At 70.5% G+C, this 15,443-nt stretch carries 15 protein-coding genes and 2 pseudogenes; 8 read left to right on the plus strand and 9 right to left on the minus strand.

Translation table 11 applies throughout. From position 1 onward, the window contains the following. The first annotated feature begins 1,407 nt into the window (after positions 1–1,407). The 5 genes from ACWD5D_RS04200 to ACWD5D_RS04220 all read left to right on the plus strand — a co-directional run bounded on the left by ACWD5D_RS04200 (position 1,408) and on the right by ACWD5D_RS04220 (position 5,803). Complete coding sequence (locus ACWD5D_RS04200) at positions 1,408–2,199, plus strand: IPT/TIG domain-containing protein (protein WP_451371231.1); 792 nt, start codon at positions 1,408–1,410, stop codon at positions 2,197–2,199. A 139-nt stretch (positions 2,200–2,338) separates the two neighbouring features. Beyond that, positions 2,339–3,328, plus strand: a complete 990-nt coding sequence (locus tag ACWD5D_RS04205; protein WP_451371232.1) for an IPT/TIG domain-containing protein — start codon at positions 2,339–2,341, stop codon at positions 3,326–3,328. 158 nt (positions 3,329–3,486) lie between these two features. Continuing rightward, positions 3,487–4,233, plus strand: a complete 747-nt coding sequence (recO, locus tag ACWD5D_RS04210; protein WP_451371233.1) for a DNA repair protein RecO — start codon at positions 3,487–3,489, stop codon at positions 4,231–4,233. Positions 4,234–4,253: 20 nt separating this feature from the next. Next, entirely contained in the window at positions 4,254–5,099 is an 846-nt protein-coding gene (locus ACWD5D_RS04215; protein WP_451371574.1) for an isoprenyl transferase, read from the plus strand. Between the two features lie 185 nt (positions 5,100–5,284). Then, a complete protein-coding gene (locus ACWD5D_RS04220) occupies positions 5,285–5,803 on the plus strand; it encodes a YcxB family protein (protein WP_451371234.1) in 519 nt (172 codons plus the stop codon). A 7-nt stretch (positions 5,804–5,810) separates the two neighbouring features. Here ACWD5D_RS04220 and ACWD5D_RS04225 read toward each other — a convergent pair whose 3' ends face one another. Genes ACWD5D_RS04225 through ACWD5D_RS04240 form a run of 4 tightly spaced genes read right to left on the minus strand, consistent with a single transcriptional unit; the run spans position 5,811 to position 8,935 of the window. Further along, positions 5,811–6,230: a Fur family transcriptional regulator gene (locus tag ACWD5D_RS04225; RefSeq protein ID WP_451371235.1), complete on the minus strand. Its 420-nt coding sequence runs from the start codon at positions 6,228–6,230 to the stop codon at positions 5,811–5,813. 58 nt (positions 6,231–6,288) lie between these two features. Further along, positions 6,289–7,191 (minus strand): metal ABC transporter permease, encoded by a 903-nt coding sequence (locus ACWD5D_RS04230; protein WP_451371236.1) that lies wholly within the window; start codon positions 7,189–7,191, stop codon positions 6,289–6,291. Further along, on the minus strand, positions 7,191–7,958 hold the full coding sequence (locus ACWD5D_RS04235) for a metal ABC transporter ATP-binding protein (RefSeq protein ID WP_451371237.1): 768 nt from the start codon (positions 7,956–7,958) through the stop codon (positions 7,191–7,193). Before ACWD5D_RS04235 ends, ACWD5D_RS04230 begins: the two co-directional genes overlap by 1 nt. Positions 7,959–7,978: 20 nt before the next feature. Further along, on the minus strand, positions 7,979–8,935 hold the full coding sequence (locus tag ACWD5D_RS04240) for a metal ABC transporter substrate-binding protein (RefSeq protein ID WP_451371238.1): 957 nt from the start codon (positions 8,933–8,935) through the stop codon (positions 7,979–7,981). A 163-nt stretch (positions 8,936–9,098) separates the two neighbouring features. On the opposite strand from ACWD5D_RS04240, the gene ACWD5D_RS04245 reads away from it, so the two are divergent. Further along, entirely contained in the window at positions 9,099–10,481 is a 1,383-nt protein-coding gene (locus ACWD5D_RS04245; RefSeq protein ID WP_451371239.1) for a glycine--tRNA ligase, read from the plus strand. A gap of 77 nt (positions 10,482–10,558) precedes the next feature. Here the strand turns inward: ACWD5D_RS04245 and ACWD5D_RS04250 are convergent. Continuing rightward, a pseudogene (locus tag ACWD5D_RS04250) lies at positions 10,559–10,711 on the minus strand (chitinase); the annotation flags it as partial. A 78-nt stretch (positions 10,712–10,789) separates the two neighbouring features. Here ACWD5D_RS04250 and ACWD5D_RS04255 point away from each other — a divergent pair. Beyond that, the gene (locus ACWD5D_RS04255) at positions 10,790–11,800 is read left to right on the plus strand and encodes an aldo/keto reductase (RefSeq protein WP_451371240.1); all 1,011 of its coding nucleotides are present in this window, start codon (positions 10,790–10,792) and stop codon (positions 11,798–11,800) included. Between the two features lie 26 nt (positions 11,801–11,826). Further along, positions 11,827–12,417 carry a TetR family transcriptional regulator gene (locus ACWD5D_RS04260; protein WP_451371241.1) on the plus strand — a complete coding sequence of 197 codons (591 nt, stop codon included), beginning with the start codon at positions 11,827–11,829 and terminating at the stop codon, positions 12,415–12,417. Here ACWD5D_RS04260 and ACWD5D_RS04265 read toward each other — a convergent pair. The 4 genes and pseudogenes from ACWD5D_RS04265 to ACWD5D_RS04280 all read right to left on the minus strand — a co-directional run bounded on the left by ACWD5D_RS04265 (position 12,404) and on the right by ACWD5D_RS04280 (position 15,280). After that, positions 12,404–12,820, minus strand: coding sequence for a hypothetical protein (locus tag ACWD5D_RS04265; RefSeq protein ID WP_451371242.1), 417 nt, complete (start codon positions 12,818–12,820; stop codon positions 12,404–12,406). The genes ACWD5D_RS04260 and ACWD5D_RS04265 overlap by 14 nt on opposite strands. Positions 12,821–13,058: 238 nt before the next feature. Continuing rightward, positions 13,059–13,283 (minus strand): hypothetical protein, encoded by a 225-nt coding sequence (locus ACWD5D_RS04270; RefSeq protein WP_451371243.1) that lies wholly within the window; start codon positions 13,281–13,283, stop codon positions 13,059–13,061. 108 nt (positions 13,284–13,391) lie between these two features. Then, positions 13,392–13,792, minus strand: a pseudogene (locus ACWD5D_RS04275) (MFS transporter); the annotation flags it as partial. A gap of 123 nt (positions 13,793–13,915) precedes the next feature. Next, positions 13,916–15,280 (minus strand): alpha/beta hydrolase family protein, encoded by a 1,365-nt coding sequence (locus ACWD5D_RS04280; protein ID WP_451371244.1) that lies wholly within the window; start codon positions 15,278–15,280, stop codon positions 13,916–13,918. Between the last annotated feature and the right edge of the window lie 163 nt (positions 15,281–15,443).

The following is a 15,443-nucleotide window of genomic DNA, read 5'->3' on the forward strand; positions in this document are numbered from 1 at the left end:
TGGAGGGTGCTGCGGGTGTCACTGGTGCCACGGGTCCGGCAGGTACTGACGGCGTGACGGGTCCCACGGGTCCCACGGGTCCCCAGGGGCTGGACGGTGCCACCGGTGCGACGGGTGCGCAGGGTCTGGCGGGTGTCACGGGTGCTACTGGTGCCACTGGTGCGGCGGGTGTTGACGGCCTGACGGGTCCGACCGGCCCGCAGGGGCTGGACGGTGCCACCGGTGCGACGGGTGCGCAGGGTCTGGCGGGTGTCACCGGTGCCACTGGCGCGGCGGGTGTTGACGGCCTGACGGGTCCGACCGGCCCGCAGGGTCTGGACGGTGCCACCGGTGCGACGGGTGCGCAGGGTCTGGCGGGTGTCACGGGTGCTACTGGTGCCACTGGTGCGGCGGGTGTTGACGGTCTGACGGGTCCGACCGGCCCGCAGGGTCTGGACGGTGCCACCGGTGCGACGGGCCCGCAGGGTCTGGACGGTGCGACGGGCGCCACCGGCGCGTCCGGCACCTCGCAGACGCAGGCGCTGAATTCGCCCTTGAACCCCCAGACGATTCCCGCCGGCCTCACGGTGCCTCTGCAGGGAGGGGATTGCACGACCCTCGGGCCGTCGTTCCTGGCCGTCAGCGGCGGGGTGACCCAGGAGTCGGGAACGGCTGAGGCGGACGTGTTGACGAGTACTCCGGGTACGTCCTGGTCCGTCAGTGTCCACAACCCAGGTCCCGGCGCCGTGGCCGTCAACGTTCTGTCGCTCTGCCAGCCGGTCTGATCCTCGGCCCTTCAGCGGTCCGTGCCGCTCCGCCTGTCCGGCGGGCGGCACGGACCGCTTTTTGCTGCGCACGTCCCTTTTTGGGGTGCCCGGATATCGTCGTTCGGTGTGGTGATATTTTCAGACTAAACCGCGCCGGGAGTACGGTTCAGTCAGCCGTTTGCGCAGGTGGTACCCCATGTAGTGGTGGATGGGCGCGCGCTCCGCTGAATGTGTGAATCGGTTATTAATCTCTTGCGATGAGAGTCACCTGAATGGGTTACTAACTGTTGTCAGCTGTTGTCAGGTAGACCAATTCATTCAGCTTTGAGTTCGGGACCGAAGCCGCCGTTCCGGTGAGGCTCAGGACGTCATACACGTCGGTCCCGGTACCGGGACCGACCCAGGACGTCATCCGGTCCACGTATGCCGCAGGCTCCCAGAGCCGCGAGTTCGCCGGGGCTCTTCCGCTCCCCGCCACGCACGAACGGCTCGCCATGGCCCGCGCCCGCCACACGGACCGCACGGCCCTGCGCCGGCGCCGGGCCACCCCACCGTTCAGCCGGCCATTGCGCCATGTCCTCCCGAACACCCACGCCCACAAGGCCCGTCAGCCCACGCAACCACAGCCGACCACGCGGTCAACTGCGAGAAAGGACGCATCATGGCAACCATCACCTCGTTCAGCACGGGCAGCCCCGGCTCGGTCGGGCAGACCCTGACGGTCAACGGGACCGGCCTCTCAAGCGCCACCAAGGTGAACTTCGGCACCAAGTCGGCCACCGCCACCGTCGTCAACGCCACCCAGCTCACCTGCACCATCCCGTCGCTGTGCGCCGGGCAGTACAACGTCAACGTGACGGCCGGCGCGTCGACCACCAACTCCCTGCCGTTCTTCTACGCGCCCACTCCGGCCATCTCGTCCGTGTCCCCTGTCTCGGGCGCGGCGAGCCCCGGCGCCATCACCGTCAACGGCAGCGGCTTCCTCAACGCCACGGGGGTGACCTTCGGTGCCATCGGCGCGGGCACCGGGGTGACCGTGGTCAACGACGGCCAGCTCACCGTCACCGCTCCCGCGCACGGGGCCTTCACCGGATGCCTGGACACCGTCGACATCACGGTCACCACCCCAGGCGGAACCAGCACCGTGAACGTCAACGACCAGTTCGTCTACTACAACGCGCCCGCCGTCACCGGAATCAGCCCGACCACGGGCGCGGCCGGCATCAACGTCACCGTCACGGGCACCTGCTTCGACAGCGTCAGCGACGTGACCTTCACGCCCACCGGCGGTGGCGCCTCGGTCTCGGCGACGAGCATCACCTCCGTCTCCGAGACCCAGCTGATCGCCGTCGTCCCCACCGGGCTCACCCCGGCCGCGACCTATGACATCCAGGTCGTCACCCCCGGCGGTACCAGCCCGGCCGTCGCCGGCGACGTGTTCACCGCCGTCTGACCCTCCTCCGCCCCGGGGCCGCCCCTCGGCAACCCCTCGGACGGGGGGCCGCCCCGGGCACTTACCCGGAACAGCACAGACCACCGCGCCCGGCCCGGGCACGGTGGTCCGCGCTCTGTCACGTGGGAAGGAGCACGTCATGCCACCAACCCTCACCGGCGTCAGCCCCAACCAGGGGCCGGCCGCCGGCGGTACGGCCGTCACACTCACCGGCAGCGGCTTCACCGGCGCGACGTCGGTGAACTTCGGCACGAACCAGGCGCAGTTCGCCACGATGAGCGACACCAGGATCAATTGCACGGCCCCTTCGGGGTCGGACTCGCCCGTCGTCACCGTCACCACCCCGGGCGGCACCAGCAACGGCGTGACCTTCACCTACCTCACCAGCCCGGTCGTCAGCTCGGTCACTCCGAACCAGGGCCCCACCGCCGGAGGCAACACCGTCACCGTCACGGGCACCAACCTCTCCGGTGCCACCGCCGTCCTGTTCGGCGGCCGCAGTGGCACCATCACCGGCAACACCGGCACACAGATCACCGTCCAGGCCCCCGCGGCGTCACCCGTCAACCTCACGGTCACCACGGCGGGAGGCACCAGCAGTCCGTTGCCGTACTCCTACGTCCCCCCGCCGACCGTCGTCAGCGTCGACCCCGCTCTGGGGCCGGCCCTGGGCGGCAACACCGTCACCATCACCGGGAGCAACCTGTCCCTCACCAGCGCAGTGCGCTTCGGCTCCCGTACGGCCGTCGGCATCAGTGTCGTCTCGGACGACCAGATCACCGCCACTGTTCCCTCAGGCTCCGGAACCGTCGGCGTCACCGCCACCACGCCGGGCGGCACGAGCCTCACCGGGGCCGGCAATCCCTACTACACCTACGTCGCGGGGCCGGCCGTCACCAGACTCAGCCCCAACCAGGGGCCGGCCGCCGGCGGAGACAGCATCACCATCACCGGCAGCAACCTGACCTACACCGACAGCGTCAAGGTCGGCGGCGCGTCGGCCCCGTTCGTCACCGTCTCCGACACCAAGGTCGTGGCCGTCGCGCCAGGAGGCGCCCCCGGCAGCGTCACCCTCGTCGTCCACACCCCGGGCGGCACCAGCGGCACCGTCTACCAGTACACACCGTGACCTCGACGCGGACTTCTCCGCACCCCGGGCCGCAGCCGGCGCCCACCTGCGCTCCCCGCTCGACCCGGCGAACCGTTCCGGCTCCCGGAACCAGGTTCCCCGGGACGTTGTGCGTCACCCCGACCGCAGGCGCCGGCGCCGTACGCGACAATGGGGCCATGAGCCTGTTCCGCGACGACGGCATCGTGCTGCGCACCCAGAAGCTGGGTGAGGCGGACCGGATCATCACTCTGCTCACGCGCGGTCACGGCCGGGTGCGGGCCGTGGCCCGGGGCGTGCGGCGCACCAAGTCGAAGTTCGGGGCGCGGCTGGAGCCGTTCTCTCATGTGGACGTGCAGTTCTTCGCGCGGGGCAGCGAGCTGATCGGGCGCGGCCTGCCGCTGTGCACGCAGAGCGAGACGATCGCCCCGTACGGCGGCGGGATCGTGACCGACTACGCCCGCTACACCGCCGGCACCGCCATGCTGGAGACCGCCGAGCGGTTCACCGACCACGAGGGCGAGCCGGCCGTGCAGCAGTACCTGCTGCTCGTCGGCGCCCTGCGCACCCTCGCCCGCGGCGAGCACGCCCCCCACCTCGTCCTCGACGCGTTCCTGCTGCGCTCCCTCGCCGTCAACGGCTACGCGCCCAGCTTCGGCGACTGCGCGAAGTGCGGCATGCCCGGCCCCAACCGCTTCTTCTCGGTCGCCTCCGGTGGCAGCGTCTGCGTGGACTGCCGGGTGCCCGGCAGCGTCGTACCCTCACCGCAGACCCTGGTACTGCTCGGTGCTCTGCTTACGGGAGACTGGGAGACGGCGGACGCGTGCGAGGCGCGCTACGTCCGTGAGGGCAGCGGACTGGTGTCCGCCTACCTGCACTGGCACATGGAGCGCGGGCTGCGCTCGCTCCGATACGTGGAAAAGTGATCGAGGGAGACGAGAAGCACATGGTCGTACGCGGGATCCTGGGACGCCAGCGGCGCGAGTACAAGGCGCCGGAGCCCCACCCGTCCGGTGCCCGTCCGCCCAAGCTCCCCGGCGAGCTGGTCCCGAACCACGTCGCGATCGTCATGGACGGCAACGGCCGCTGGGCCAAGGAGCGCGGCCTGCCCCGCACCGAGGGCCACAAGGTCGGCGCCGAGCGCGTCCTGGACGTGCTGCAGGGTTCGATCGAGATGGGCGTCAAGAACATCTCCCTGTACGCCTTCTCCACCGAGAACTGGAAGCGCTCGCCCGACGAGGTCCGCTTCCTGATGAACTTCAACCGCGACTTCATCCGCAAGACCCGCGACCAGCTCGACGAGCTCGGCATCCGGGTGCGCTGGGTGGGCCGTATGCCCAAGCTGTGGAAGTCGGTCGCCAAGGAGCTCCAGGTCGCCCAGGAGCAGACCAAGGACAACGACCTGCTCACCCTCTACTTCTGCATGAACTACGGCGGCCGCGCCGAGATCGCCGACGCCGCGCAGGCGCTCGCCGAGGACGTGAAGGCGGGCCGCCTCGACCCGTCCAAGGTCAACGAGAAGACCCTCGCGAAGTACCTGTACTACCCGGACATGCCGGACGTCGACCTGTTCCTGCGCCCCAGCGGCGAGCAGCGCACCTCCAACTACCTGCTCTGGCAGAGCGCTTACGCCGAGATGGTCTTCCAGGACGTCCTGTGGCCCGACTTCGACCGCCGCGACCTGTGGCGCGCCTGCCTCGAATTCGCCTCCCGCGACCGCCGCTTCGGCGGCGCCGTGCCGAACGAGGAACTCCTCGCCATGGAGGCGGCGATGCGGGGCGACCAGGCGTAGGCCACCCGGGGGGAGCCAGGTGCTGGTGAGAGTCGTCCGCGGTTGCTGCGCGGCCGTCCTCCTCCTCCTCCTCCTCCTCCTCCTCCTCGTCGCCGGCTCGTACACCTGCTACGACCGGGGCTGAGATCTCCCGAAGATCCACCCGGGCCGGGTCGGGAGCCGGCGGGGCGTTAGCATCCCGGTCCATGGACATGGGGCGGGACACCGTACAGGACGGCGTGGTCGAGCTGACCTACCGGCCGACACGCGCGGACGTACTGGTCGGTCTGGGGGTGCGGGAACGCATGCGGCGCCTGCACCTCCTCCGGTGGGGCTTCGCCGGGTTCTTCCTGCTCATGGCCGTGCTGACCGCGACGTCCGGAAGGCCGTCGGCGTTCTCGGTCCTCGTCGCGCTCTTCTGCGCCGCTCTGATCTGGGGGACCCCGCGCTTTCAGGCCCGCCATGCGCTGCGCACGATTTCCTGGCAGGGCGAGTACCGCGCGACCGTTGGCGAGAGCGGGATCACGGTCGAGACCGCGCACGCGACCCTCGTACAGCGCTGGTCGGTGTTCCGCGGTTACCGCGAGACGCGCGACCACGTGGTGCTGCTCAGCCGGGACCCGAACATCCTGCTGGTGGAGGTGCTGCCCAAGCGGGGGCTGCACTCCGCGGAGGACCTGGAGCGGCTGCGCGCCCTGCTGGACGGCGCGCAGCCCCGCGTGTGAACCCGGCTCAGCCGCCGGAGGCCGTCGCGCAGTCCGCGCACGTACCGAAGATCTCCACCGTGTGCGCCACGTTGACGTAGCCGTGTTCCGCCGCGATGGCCTCGGCCCACTTCTCGACGGCCGGGCCCTCGACCTCGACCGCCTTGCCGCAGGCGCGGCAGACCAGGTGGTGGTGGTGTTCGCCGGAGGCGCAGCGGCGGTAGACGGACTCGCCTTCGGAGGTGCGCAGCACGTCGACCTCGCCGGCGTCGGCGAGGGACTGCAGGGTGCGGTAGACCGTGGTCAGGCCGACCGAGTCGCCCTTGTGCTTGAGCATGTCGTGCAGTTCCTGAGCGCTGCGGAACTCGTCGACCTCGTCCAGGGCCGCCGCCACGGCCGCACGCTGCCGGGTGGAGCGGCCCCTCACGGGCTGTCCAGCGGTGGTCACCGTTGCCTCCTCGTCTCGCTTCTGCCCGGGCCATTGTGCCAGTCCGGACCGGGAGTGGTCAGGCGCCGACCCCGTCCCCGGCCGCCCGGGTGGCCGGGATCGAACACTCCGTCGGGTCCCCGGCGGGCAGTGCGGCGGCGGCCGCGCGGGCCCTGCGGCGGGCCAGCGGAGCGGCCAGGGCGGTGAGGGCGACGAACGCGCCGATGGTCAGCAGGACGATCGTCGCGCCGGGCGGGACGTCCTGGTAGAACGAGGTGATCGTGCCGCTGATCGCCACCGTGACGCCGAGGGCCACGGCGATCGCGAAGGTCGCGGCGAAGCTGCGGGTGAGCTGCTGTGCGGCGGCCACGGGTACGACCATGAGCGCGGAGACCAGGATCAGGCCGACCACGCGCATGGCGACGGTCACCGTGACGGCCGCGGTGACGGCGGTGAGCAGGTTCAGGGCGCGCACGGGCAGCCCGGTGACCCGTGCGAACTCCTCGTCCTGGCTGACCGCGAACAGCTGGCGGCGCAGACCGAGGGTGACCACGACCACGAACGCGGCCAGCACCATGATCGCGGTCACGTCGGAGGGCGAGACCGTGGACAGCGAGCCGAACAGGTACGAGGTCAGGTTGGCGTTCGAGCCGCCCGGGGCGAGGTTCACGAACATCACGCCGCCCGCCATGCCGCCGTAGAAGAGCATCGCGAGGGCGATGTCGCCGCGTGTTTTTCCGTACCAGCGGATCAGCTCCATCAGGACGGAGCCGAGCGCGGAGACGGCCATGGCCATCCATACCGGCGAGGCGTTCAGCAGGAAACCGAGGCCGACGCCGGTCATCGCCACGTGTCCGATGCCGTCGCCCATCAGGGGCTGGCGGCGCTGGACGAGGTAGATGCCGATCGCGGGCGCGGTGACGCCGACCAGGACGGCCGCGAGCAGCGCCCGCTGCATGAAGGCGTAGTTCAGGAATTCCATCAGCTCAGCAGTCCCGTGCGGATCGGTTCGGCGCCCGCGGGTGCGTGCGGGTGCACATGGTCGTGGCCGGGCAGGGCATGCTGGCCGAGGGCCTCGGGGGGCGGGCCGTCGTGGACGACGCAGCCGTCCCGCAGGACGACCGCCCGGTCGATCAGGGGCTCCAGCGGGCCCAGTTCGTGCAGCACGAGCAGGACCGTCGTACCGGCCGCGACCTGCTCCCGGAGGGTGCGGGCGAGCACCTCCTGGCTGGCGAGGTCGACGCCCGCCATCGGCTCGTCCATGATCAGCAGCTCGGGCTCGGCGACCAGGGCGCGGGCGATCAGCACCCGCTGGTGCTGGCCGCCGGAGAGCGCGGTCACCGAGTCCTTGGCGCGGTCCGCCATGCCGACCAGCTCCAGGGCCCGGCGCACGGCCTCGCGGTCCGCCTTGCGGAAGAGGCCGAAGCGGGTGCGGGAGAGCCGGCCGGAGGAGACGATCTCGGTCACCGTGGCGGGGACCCCGCCGGCGGCGGTGGTGCGCTGCGGTACGTAGCCCACGCGCGCCCAGTCGCGGAAGGAGCGGCGCGGGGTGCCGAACAGCTCGATCGTGCCGCCGCTGACCGGTACCTGGCCGATGATCGAGCGGATCGCGGTGGACTTGCCGGAGCCGTTCGCGCCGAGCAGGGCGACGACCTCGCCGCGGCCGACGGTGAGGTCGATGCCGCGCAGCACGGGACGCGCGCCGAGTTCGGCGCTCACGCCGCGCAGGGTGACGACGGGTTCGCTCATGGTCTCGTTCCCGGTGCCGGTCACTTGGCGCCCAGGGCCTGCTGGAGGGCCTTGAGGTTGGCCCGCTGGACGGTGAAGTAGTCCTTGCCGCGGGACTTCGAGGTGATGCCCTCGATCGGGTCGAGGACGTCGGTCCTCAGGTTCGCGTCCTGCGCGACGGTCTTCGCGGTCTTGTCGCTGACGAGGGTCTCGTAGAAGACGGTGCTGACGCCGTCGGCCTTCGCCATCCGCTCCAGGTCCCTGATCCGGGCGGCGCTGGGCTCGGACTCGGGGTCGAGGCCGTTGATGGCCTCCTCGGTGAGGCCGTAGCGCTCGGCGAGGTAGCCGAAGGCGGCGTGGGTGGTGATGAAGACCTTGGTCCTCGTGTGCGCGAGGCCGTCCTTGAACTGTGTGTTCAGGGCGTCCAGCTTCTCGACCAGGGCGGCGGTGTTCTCGCGGTAGTCGGCCGCGTGGTCGGGGTCGGCCTTCTCGAAGGCCTTGCCGACGCCCTCGGCGACCTGGGCGTAGCGCACCGGGTCGAGCCAGATGTGCGGGTCCTTGGCGCCGGACTCCTCGCCGGAGTGGCTGTCGTGCGCGGCCGCGTGCCCTCCGACCTCGTTGCCGTGCTCCTCCAGAGTGGTCAGGGAGGCCGCGTCGATCTTCGTCTTCACGGAGGACTGGGCCACCGCGTCGTCGACGGAGGGCTGGAGGTTCTTCAGGTAGAGGACCGCGTCGGACTCCTCGATCCCGGCGATCTGCCGCGGGCTGATCTCCAGGTCGTGCGGTTCCTGGCCGGGGGAGGTGAGCGTGGTGACGTGGACGTGGTCGCCGCCGATCCGCTCGGCGAGGAAGGCCATCGGGTAGAACGACGCGACGACGTCGAACCTGCCCGTGCCGCCCGCGGCGGCGCTGTCGGTGGAGCAGGCGGAGAGGGTGCCGAGGCCCAGCGCGGTGACGGCCAGGATCGCGGACCCGGGTATGAGGCGTCGTACGTTCATGACAGTCATTTTCAACAAATATGGAAACCGTTGTCAACAAGCCCTTGTGAGAGGCTTCGCTGCAGGGGGCCGATTTGGCCGTGGGGGAGCCTGCGCCGGTAACCTGAATCATTCGCTGGAAGCATCTCGCTTCAACGCCCGTCGTCGTAATGAAGAGAGCACCGTGGCCGCCGACAAGATCGACACCATCGTCAGCCTGAGCAAGCGCCGTGGCTTCGTTTTCCCCTGCAGTGAGATCTACGGCGGACAGCGTGCCGCCTGGGACTACGGACCGCTGGGTGTCGAGCTCAAGGAGAACATCAAGCGTCAGTGGTGGCGCTACATGGTGACGTCGCGCGAGGACGTCGTGGGTATCGACTCGTCCGTCATCCTGGCTCCGGAGGTGTGGGTCGCCTCCGGCCACGTCGCCACCTTCACGGACCCGCTGACCGAGTGCACCTCGTGTCACAAGCGTTTCCGCGCCGACCACCTCGAGGAGGCGTACGAGGAGAAGAAGGGCCACGCTCCCGCCAACGGGCTGGCCGACATCAACTGCCCGAACTGCGGCAACAAGGGCCAGTTCACCGAGCCCAAGCAGTTCTCGGGTCTGCTCTCCACCCACCTCGGCCCCACCCAGGACTCCGGCTCCGTCGCCTACCTGCGTCCCGAGACCGCCCAGGGCATCTTCACCAACTTCGGCCAGGTGCAGACCACTTCGCGCCGCAAGCCGCCGTTCGGCATCGCCCAGATGGGCAAGTCGTTCCGCAACGAGATCACGCCGGGCAACTTCATCTTCCGCACCCGCGAGTTCGAGCAGATGGAGATGGAGTTCTTCGTCAAGCCGGGCGAGGACGAGAAGTGGCAGGAGTACTGGATGGAGCAGCGCTGGAACTGGTACACGGGCCTCGGTCTGCGTACCGAGAACATGCGCTGGTACGAGCACCCGAAGGAGAAGCTCTCCCACTACTCCAAGCGCACCGCCGACATCGAGTACCGCTTCCAGTTCGGCGGCTCGGAGTGGGGTGAGCTGGAGGGCGTCGCCAATCGCACCGACTACGACCTCGGCGCCCACTCCAAGGCCTCCGGCACCGACCTCTCCTACTTCGACCAGGAGGCCGGCGAGCGCTGGACGCCGTACGTCATCGAGCCGGCGGCCGGTGTCGGCCGCGCCATGCTGGCCTTCCTGCTCGACGCGTACATCGAGGACGAGGCGCCGAACGCCAAGGGCAAGATGGAGAAGCGGACCGTGCTGCGGCTCGACCCGCGTCTGTCCCCGGTGAAGGTCGCGGTGCTGCCGCTGTCCCGCAACCCCGAGCTGTCCCCGAAGGCCAAGGGTCTCGCCCAGGCGCTGCGCCAGCACTGGAACATCGAGTTCGACGACGCCGGCGCCATCGGCCGCCGCTACCGCCGTCAGGACGAGATCGGTACGCCGTACTGCGTGACCGTCGACTTCGACACGCTCGAGGACAACGCGGTCACGGTGCGTGAGCGTGACTCCATGAAGCAGGAGCGCGTGTCGCTGGACCAGATCGAGGGCTACCTGGCCGGGCGCCTGGTGGGCTGCTAGTCGCTGCGCGCCACAGGCGAACGCCGGGCGGGTCGGATCACTCCGGCCCGCCCGGCTTTTTCGTCCGGCTCACGGCCTCAACGGCCCTGCAGCGCCTTCGCGTTGTCGCCGAAGGTCCAGTTCTTCGATCCGTCCCGGTTGGCCGGCCACGTCATCAGGCCCTTGAGCGAGGTGCCGTAGTGCGTCCAGGCCTGGGCGACCAGGGGCGGGGGCATGTAGCCGCCGCCCGCGCGGAGCCTGCGCCGAGCAGTGACAAGTATGGCCTGACAGATATTGAAATCTGTCAGTCGTCATGCCAGGGTGGACCCATGACGATGCGAACCCGAACCCTCGGAACGACCGGACCCCAGGTCTCCGCCCTCGGTCTCGGCTGCATGGGCATGTCCGCCCTCTACGGCGACACCGACCGCACGGAGTCCATCGCGACCATCCACGCCGCCCTGGAAGCGGGCGTGACCCTGCTGGACACCGGCGACTTCTACGCCATGGGCCACAACGAGATGCTGATCGGCGAGGCCCTGCGCACCGCCCCGGCCGCCCTCCGCGAACAGGCCCTGACCAGCGTGAAGTTCGGCGCCCTGCGCGACCCGGACGGCAACTGGAGCGGCTACGACGGCCGCCCCGCCGCCGTGAAGAACTTCGCCTCCTACTCCCTGCAGCGCCTGGGCGTCGACCACATCGACGTCTACCGGATCGCCCGCCTCGACCCGGACGTGCCGATCGAGGAGACCGTCGGCGCGATCGCCGAACTGATCGAGAAGGGGTACGTCCGGCACGTCGGCCTGAGCGAGGTCGGCGCCGAGACCATCCGCCGGGCCGCCGCCACCGCGCCCATCGCGGACCTCCAGATCGAGTACTCGCTCATCTCCCGCGGCATCGAGCGGTCGATCCTGCCGGCCACCCGCGAGCTGGGCATCTCCGTCACCGCCTACGGCGTCCTCTCGCGCGGTCTGCTCTCCGGGCACTTCACCCGCGACCGGCAGCTCGCCGCGAACGACTTCCGCGCCTATTCGCCCCGCTTCCAGGGCGACAACCTGCAGCGCAACCTCGACCTCGCCGACGCGCTCCGCAAGGTCGCCGACGAGAAGGGCATCACCGTCGCGCAGGCCGCCATCGCCTGGGTGCTCTCCCGCGGCGAGGACATCGTTCCGCTCATCGGCGCCCGCACCCGCGAGCGCCTGGCCGAGTCGCTGGGCGCGCTGGACGTGGCGCTGGACGACGCCGACCTCGCGGCCATCGAGGACGCCGTGCCGGCGGACGCGGCGGCGGGCGACCGCTACCCGACCTCGCAGATGGCACACCTCGACAGCGAGCGCTGAGCGCGCCCGCAGGTACGGTCTATGTCATGACACCGCCCACCGAGACCCTGACCGCCGAGCGCATCCTCGAAGCCACCGAGGAGGTGCTGCGCCGGCACGGGCCGGCCAAGGCCACCGTGGTCGACGTGGCCCGCGCGCTCGGCGTCAGCCACGGCAGCGTCTACCGGCACTTCCGTACGAAGGCGGTGCTGCGGGAGGCGGTGACCAAGCGCTGGCTGGACCGGACCTCGGAGCGGCTGGCCGGGATCGTCACCGGGGACGGCACTCCCGAGGAGCGCCTGCGCGCCTGGCTGGCGGCCCTGTTCGAGGCCAAGCGGCACAAGGCGGGCGACGATCCGGAGCTGTTCGCCACGTACACCGTGCTGACCGACGAGAACGGCGCGGCGGTCGGCGAGCACATCGCCGACCTGACCGCACAGCTGACCCGCATCATCGAGGACGGCGCCGGGTCGGGCACCTTCCGGACACCCGACCCGGCCACCGCGGCCCGAGCCGTCTTCCAGGCCACCGGCCGCTTCCACGACCCGTGCTATGCCCGGGAGTGGGAACGGCCGGGAGTCGAGGAGGAGTTCACCGCGGTCGTGGACCTGCTGACAGGCGGGCTCAGTCGACCTTGACCATGACGGAGGGCGAGTGGACCTTCCCGGACATGTTCGCGCTGGCGACCCGCAGATGCTGGGTGCCCTTGGTGTTGAGCCGGGCGGTCAGCGCGTACGAGCTGCCCGTCTTGACCTTGGTCGTCGCCTTCAGCGGGGTCCACTTGCCCGCCTTCTCCTGCATGAGCACGAGCGGCGAGCCGACTTTCAGGCCCGTGGTGCGTCCGGTGAACGTCACCTTGTCTCCGGCCTTCACCGTGGTCTTGTGTGCCTTGGCGGTGATCGAGGCGGCTTTGGCGCTCGGGCTGGGGCTGGGGCTGCTTCCGGCGGCGTACGCCCCGGCGGTACCGCCGGAGAGCAGCGCCACGGACAGGGCACCGGCGCTGAGCGCTCGGCCGTAGCGGTGGCGGAGTACGGAGGTCATGTGCATCTCCCGTCCTGTCGCTCATTGGACCTTCCCAGGCTGTATCGGCCCGTCCCGAACGGCCACTTGAGATCGGTCAGAACGCCCTGAATTTTCCGTAAGACCGCAGCTCAAAGCCATCTTTAGCAATGTGTCCTCTTACCCGCGAATTACCCGCGATTACCCGCGAACCCGCCCCGGACCGCTTCGACGGTGCCGCACCGGCATCAGCGTCCGATCGGGGCTCGCCGCACGGTCCTCAGCGTGACGGTTGCCCGTCCCCTGCCGGGTCCACCGTCGCCTGATGGGCCTCCGCCAGATGCTCCTCCGCCTTCAGCCAGGGCAGGAACTGCGTCGACCTGCGCCAGCCGCAGGTGTCGCAGCGGATCGTGCGCTGGATTCCCGTGCGCTGGACCCGGACCACGTGCTCGCGCCCGTGCTGGTCCCAGCGGCTGACCTTGCTCATGGTGTTGTTCTGCGGCATGACGTCTCCCACGTCCGCGGCTGCCGTTGCCCGACGGCAAGGAGTGTGCAGCAAGAGCAACATCAACAGGGAGAGCTTCCCGGCGAGTTCGCCCGGCCGTTGCCGGGATCAGCCGACGGTGCGGGGCATCCGCAGGCTGAGTGGACGGGCCGGCATGGTGCCGGCCGGCCGCACCACAAGCGCGATGACCAGCGCGTCCCGCATTCCCTGGTGCGGGACGACGGAGCGGAAGAGGGTGCCGAGGGCCGCCACGCCCGGGGCGAGCGCGGCCTGCCGGGTGGTGACCGTCACACCGCTGCCGACGCCCGCCCGGTCCGGCGGCACCTCGGACATCACGATCCGGAACACATCGGGGAGTTGGAGCGCCTGCCCGGCCCGGCGACGGCCGCGCCCGGCAGCAGCGTGCCGAAGCCAGGATGCGGCCACTGCCGCCACGCGGCCGGCACGATCAGTAGCACCCCGGCGCCCTGCGCCGGCGAGCCGGCGGTGACCACCCGGGTGCCGTACCGGACTGTTCCTCAACCCGTACGCGGGCCAACTGACGCTGGAGCACACGGACCTGTGGCTGGGCCCGGAGCCGGGCCCGCGGACGGTGACCCGCACGGCGAAGAACCGGGATCCGCCGGGCGGCCCTAGTGCAGGGCCGAACGCAGCCAGTCGAAGACCCGGTCGCAGTGTTGCTGGGGTGCCATGGGGGAGCAGTGGAGTTGGGCGCCCGTGGCCGTGGTGAAGCGGAAGTAGTCGCGGCGGGTGCCGAGCAGGTCGTACATCTGCCGGGGCTGGCCGGGGTAGAACTGCTCGCCCTCGTAGTCGAGGATGAGGGTCGGGGCCTTGATCTTCGGGATCGCCTTGGTGATGTCGAGGCCGATGGCGACCTGGGCGGCGCTCCACAGGTCCGTGAGGACCTTGCCCTGGCGGGCCTGGAGCAGGGCCTCGCGGGTGAAGATCTCGAAGCGCTTCTTCACCGTGAACGCCTGGTTCGGGCGGAGTCCGGGTACGGCGGCCTGCCAGGTCCGGTTGGTCTCCGCCTTGTCGGCGGTGACCATGCCGCGCAGCTCCTGCGGGAAGGCGAGCCAGGGCTGGACGCAGCCGGGCTGGCACACGAGAGCCGCGATCCGGTGCTCGAAGGCGGCGGCCCGGGCGGCCAGGTTGCCGCCCATGCTGAGCCCGGTCAGGGCGATCCGGGCGCGGTCGACGTCCTTGCGGCGCAGCAGCCAGTCCACGAGCGGGGTGACCACACGCTCCCAGCGGGTGGTGACCGGGACCTCGTCCACGAAGAGCAACTGCCCCTGGCCGGGGCCGTCGTAGACGAGTGCGTTCCAGCCGCGGTCCAGGGCCGCGCACACGCCGTAGGTCCACATGTCGACGTTCTGCCCGTCGCTGCCGTTGGTGAGGATCACCGTGGGCCGCGGCTTCTCCTGCTCGTCGGGGCGGAAGAACCACACAGGCATCAGGGTCCGCTCGTAGGGGATCAGGGTGGTCACGGCGGCCGGCGTGCACAGCCGGCAGAAGTCGTCCCAGGCGCGCCGGCCGGCCAGGTACAGGTCCTTCTCGTCGCCCGGTGACTTGGTCCCGAGGACGTAGAACAGGGCCTGCCCGTAGTACTGGGCGGCGCCCAGGGAACGGAACCGGCGGGTCTGGTCGCTCGTCTGGTCGCCCGGAGCCGTGACCCGGTCGCCGAGAGCGCGGAAGGTGTCGGTGAAGGACTGCTCGGACAGCCCGGAGGTGTTGATCACGTTCACGGCGGTGAGTACTTGCCCGACCTCAGCCGCCCGCATGGTGGCCGCGCCGAGTGCGTGCAGCCCCGCGTAGTTGAAGGCGTCGTCCGCGAACAGCCGCATGGCGCCCGGGGTGAGGGGCGTGCGGGTCGCGGAGGGCCGGACGGCGGACGGGGAGGGTGCGATGGTCGTGGCCCCGGCCACGCAGCCCGTGACGGCGAGGGATCCCGTGCCGACGGCGAGACCGGCAAGGGCGGCACGGCGGGAGAGGTGGGTCATGGTGCCGCACCGTAGGGCGTCGGGTTCCCGCCCGGCCGCTGCCGCGCAGCCCACTCCTCCGAGCCGCGCACTCCGCTCCTCCGAACGGCCGCCCGCTCCGCCCCCCCGTTGGATTCCGTTGGATTCAGCCCGCGCCCGTCCGCGAGTGCTGGCCCGGATCCGC

This window comes from Streptomyces sp. NPDC002520, from assembly GCF_053595235.1.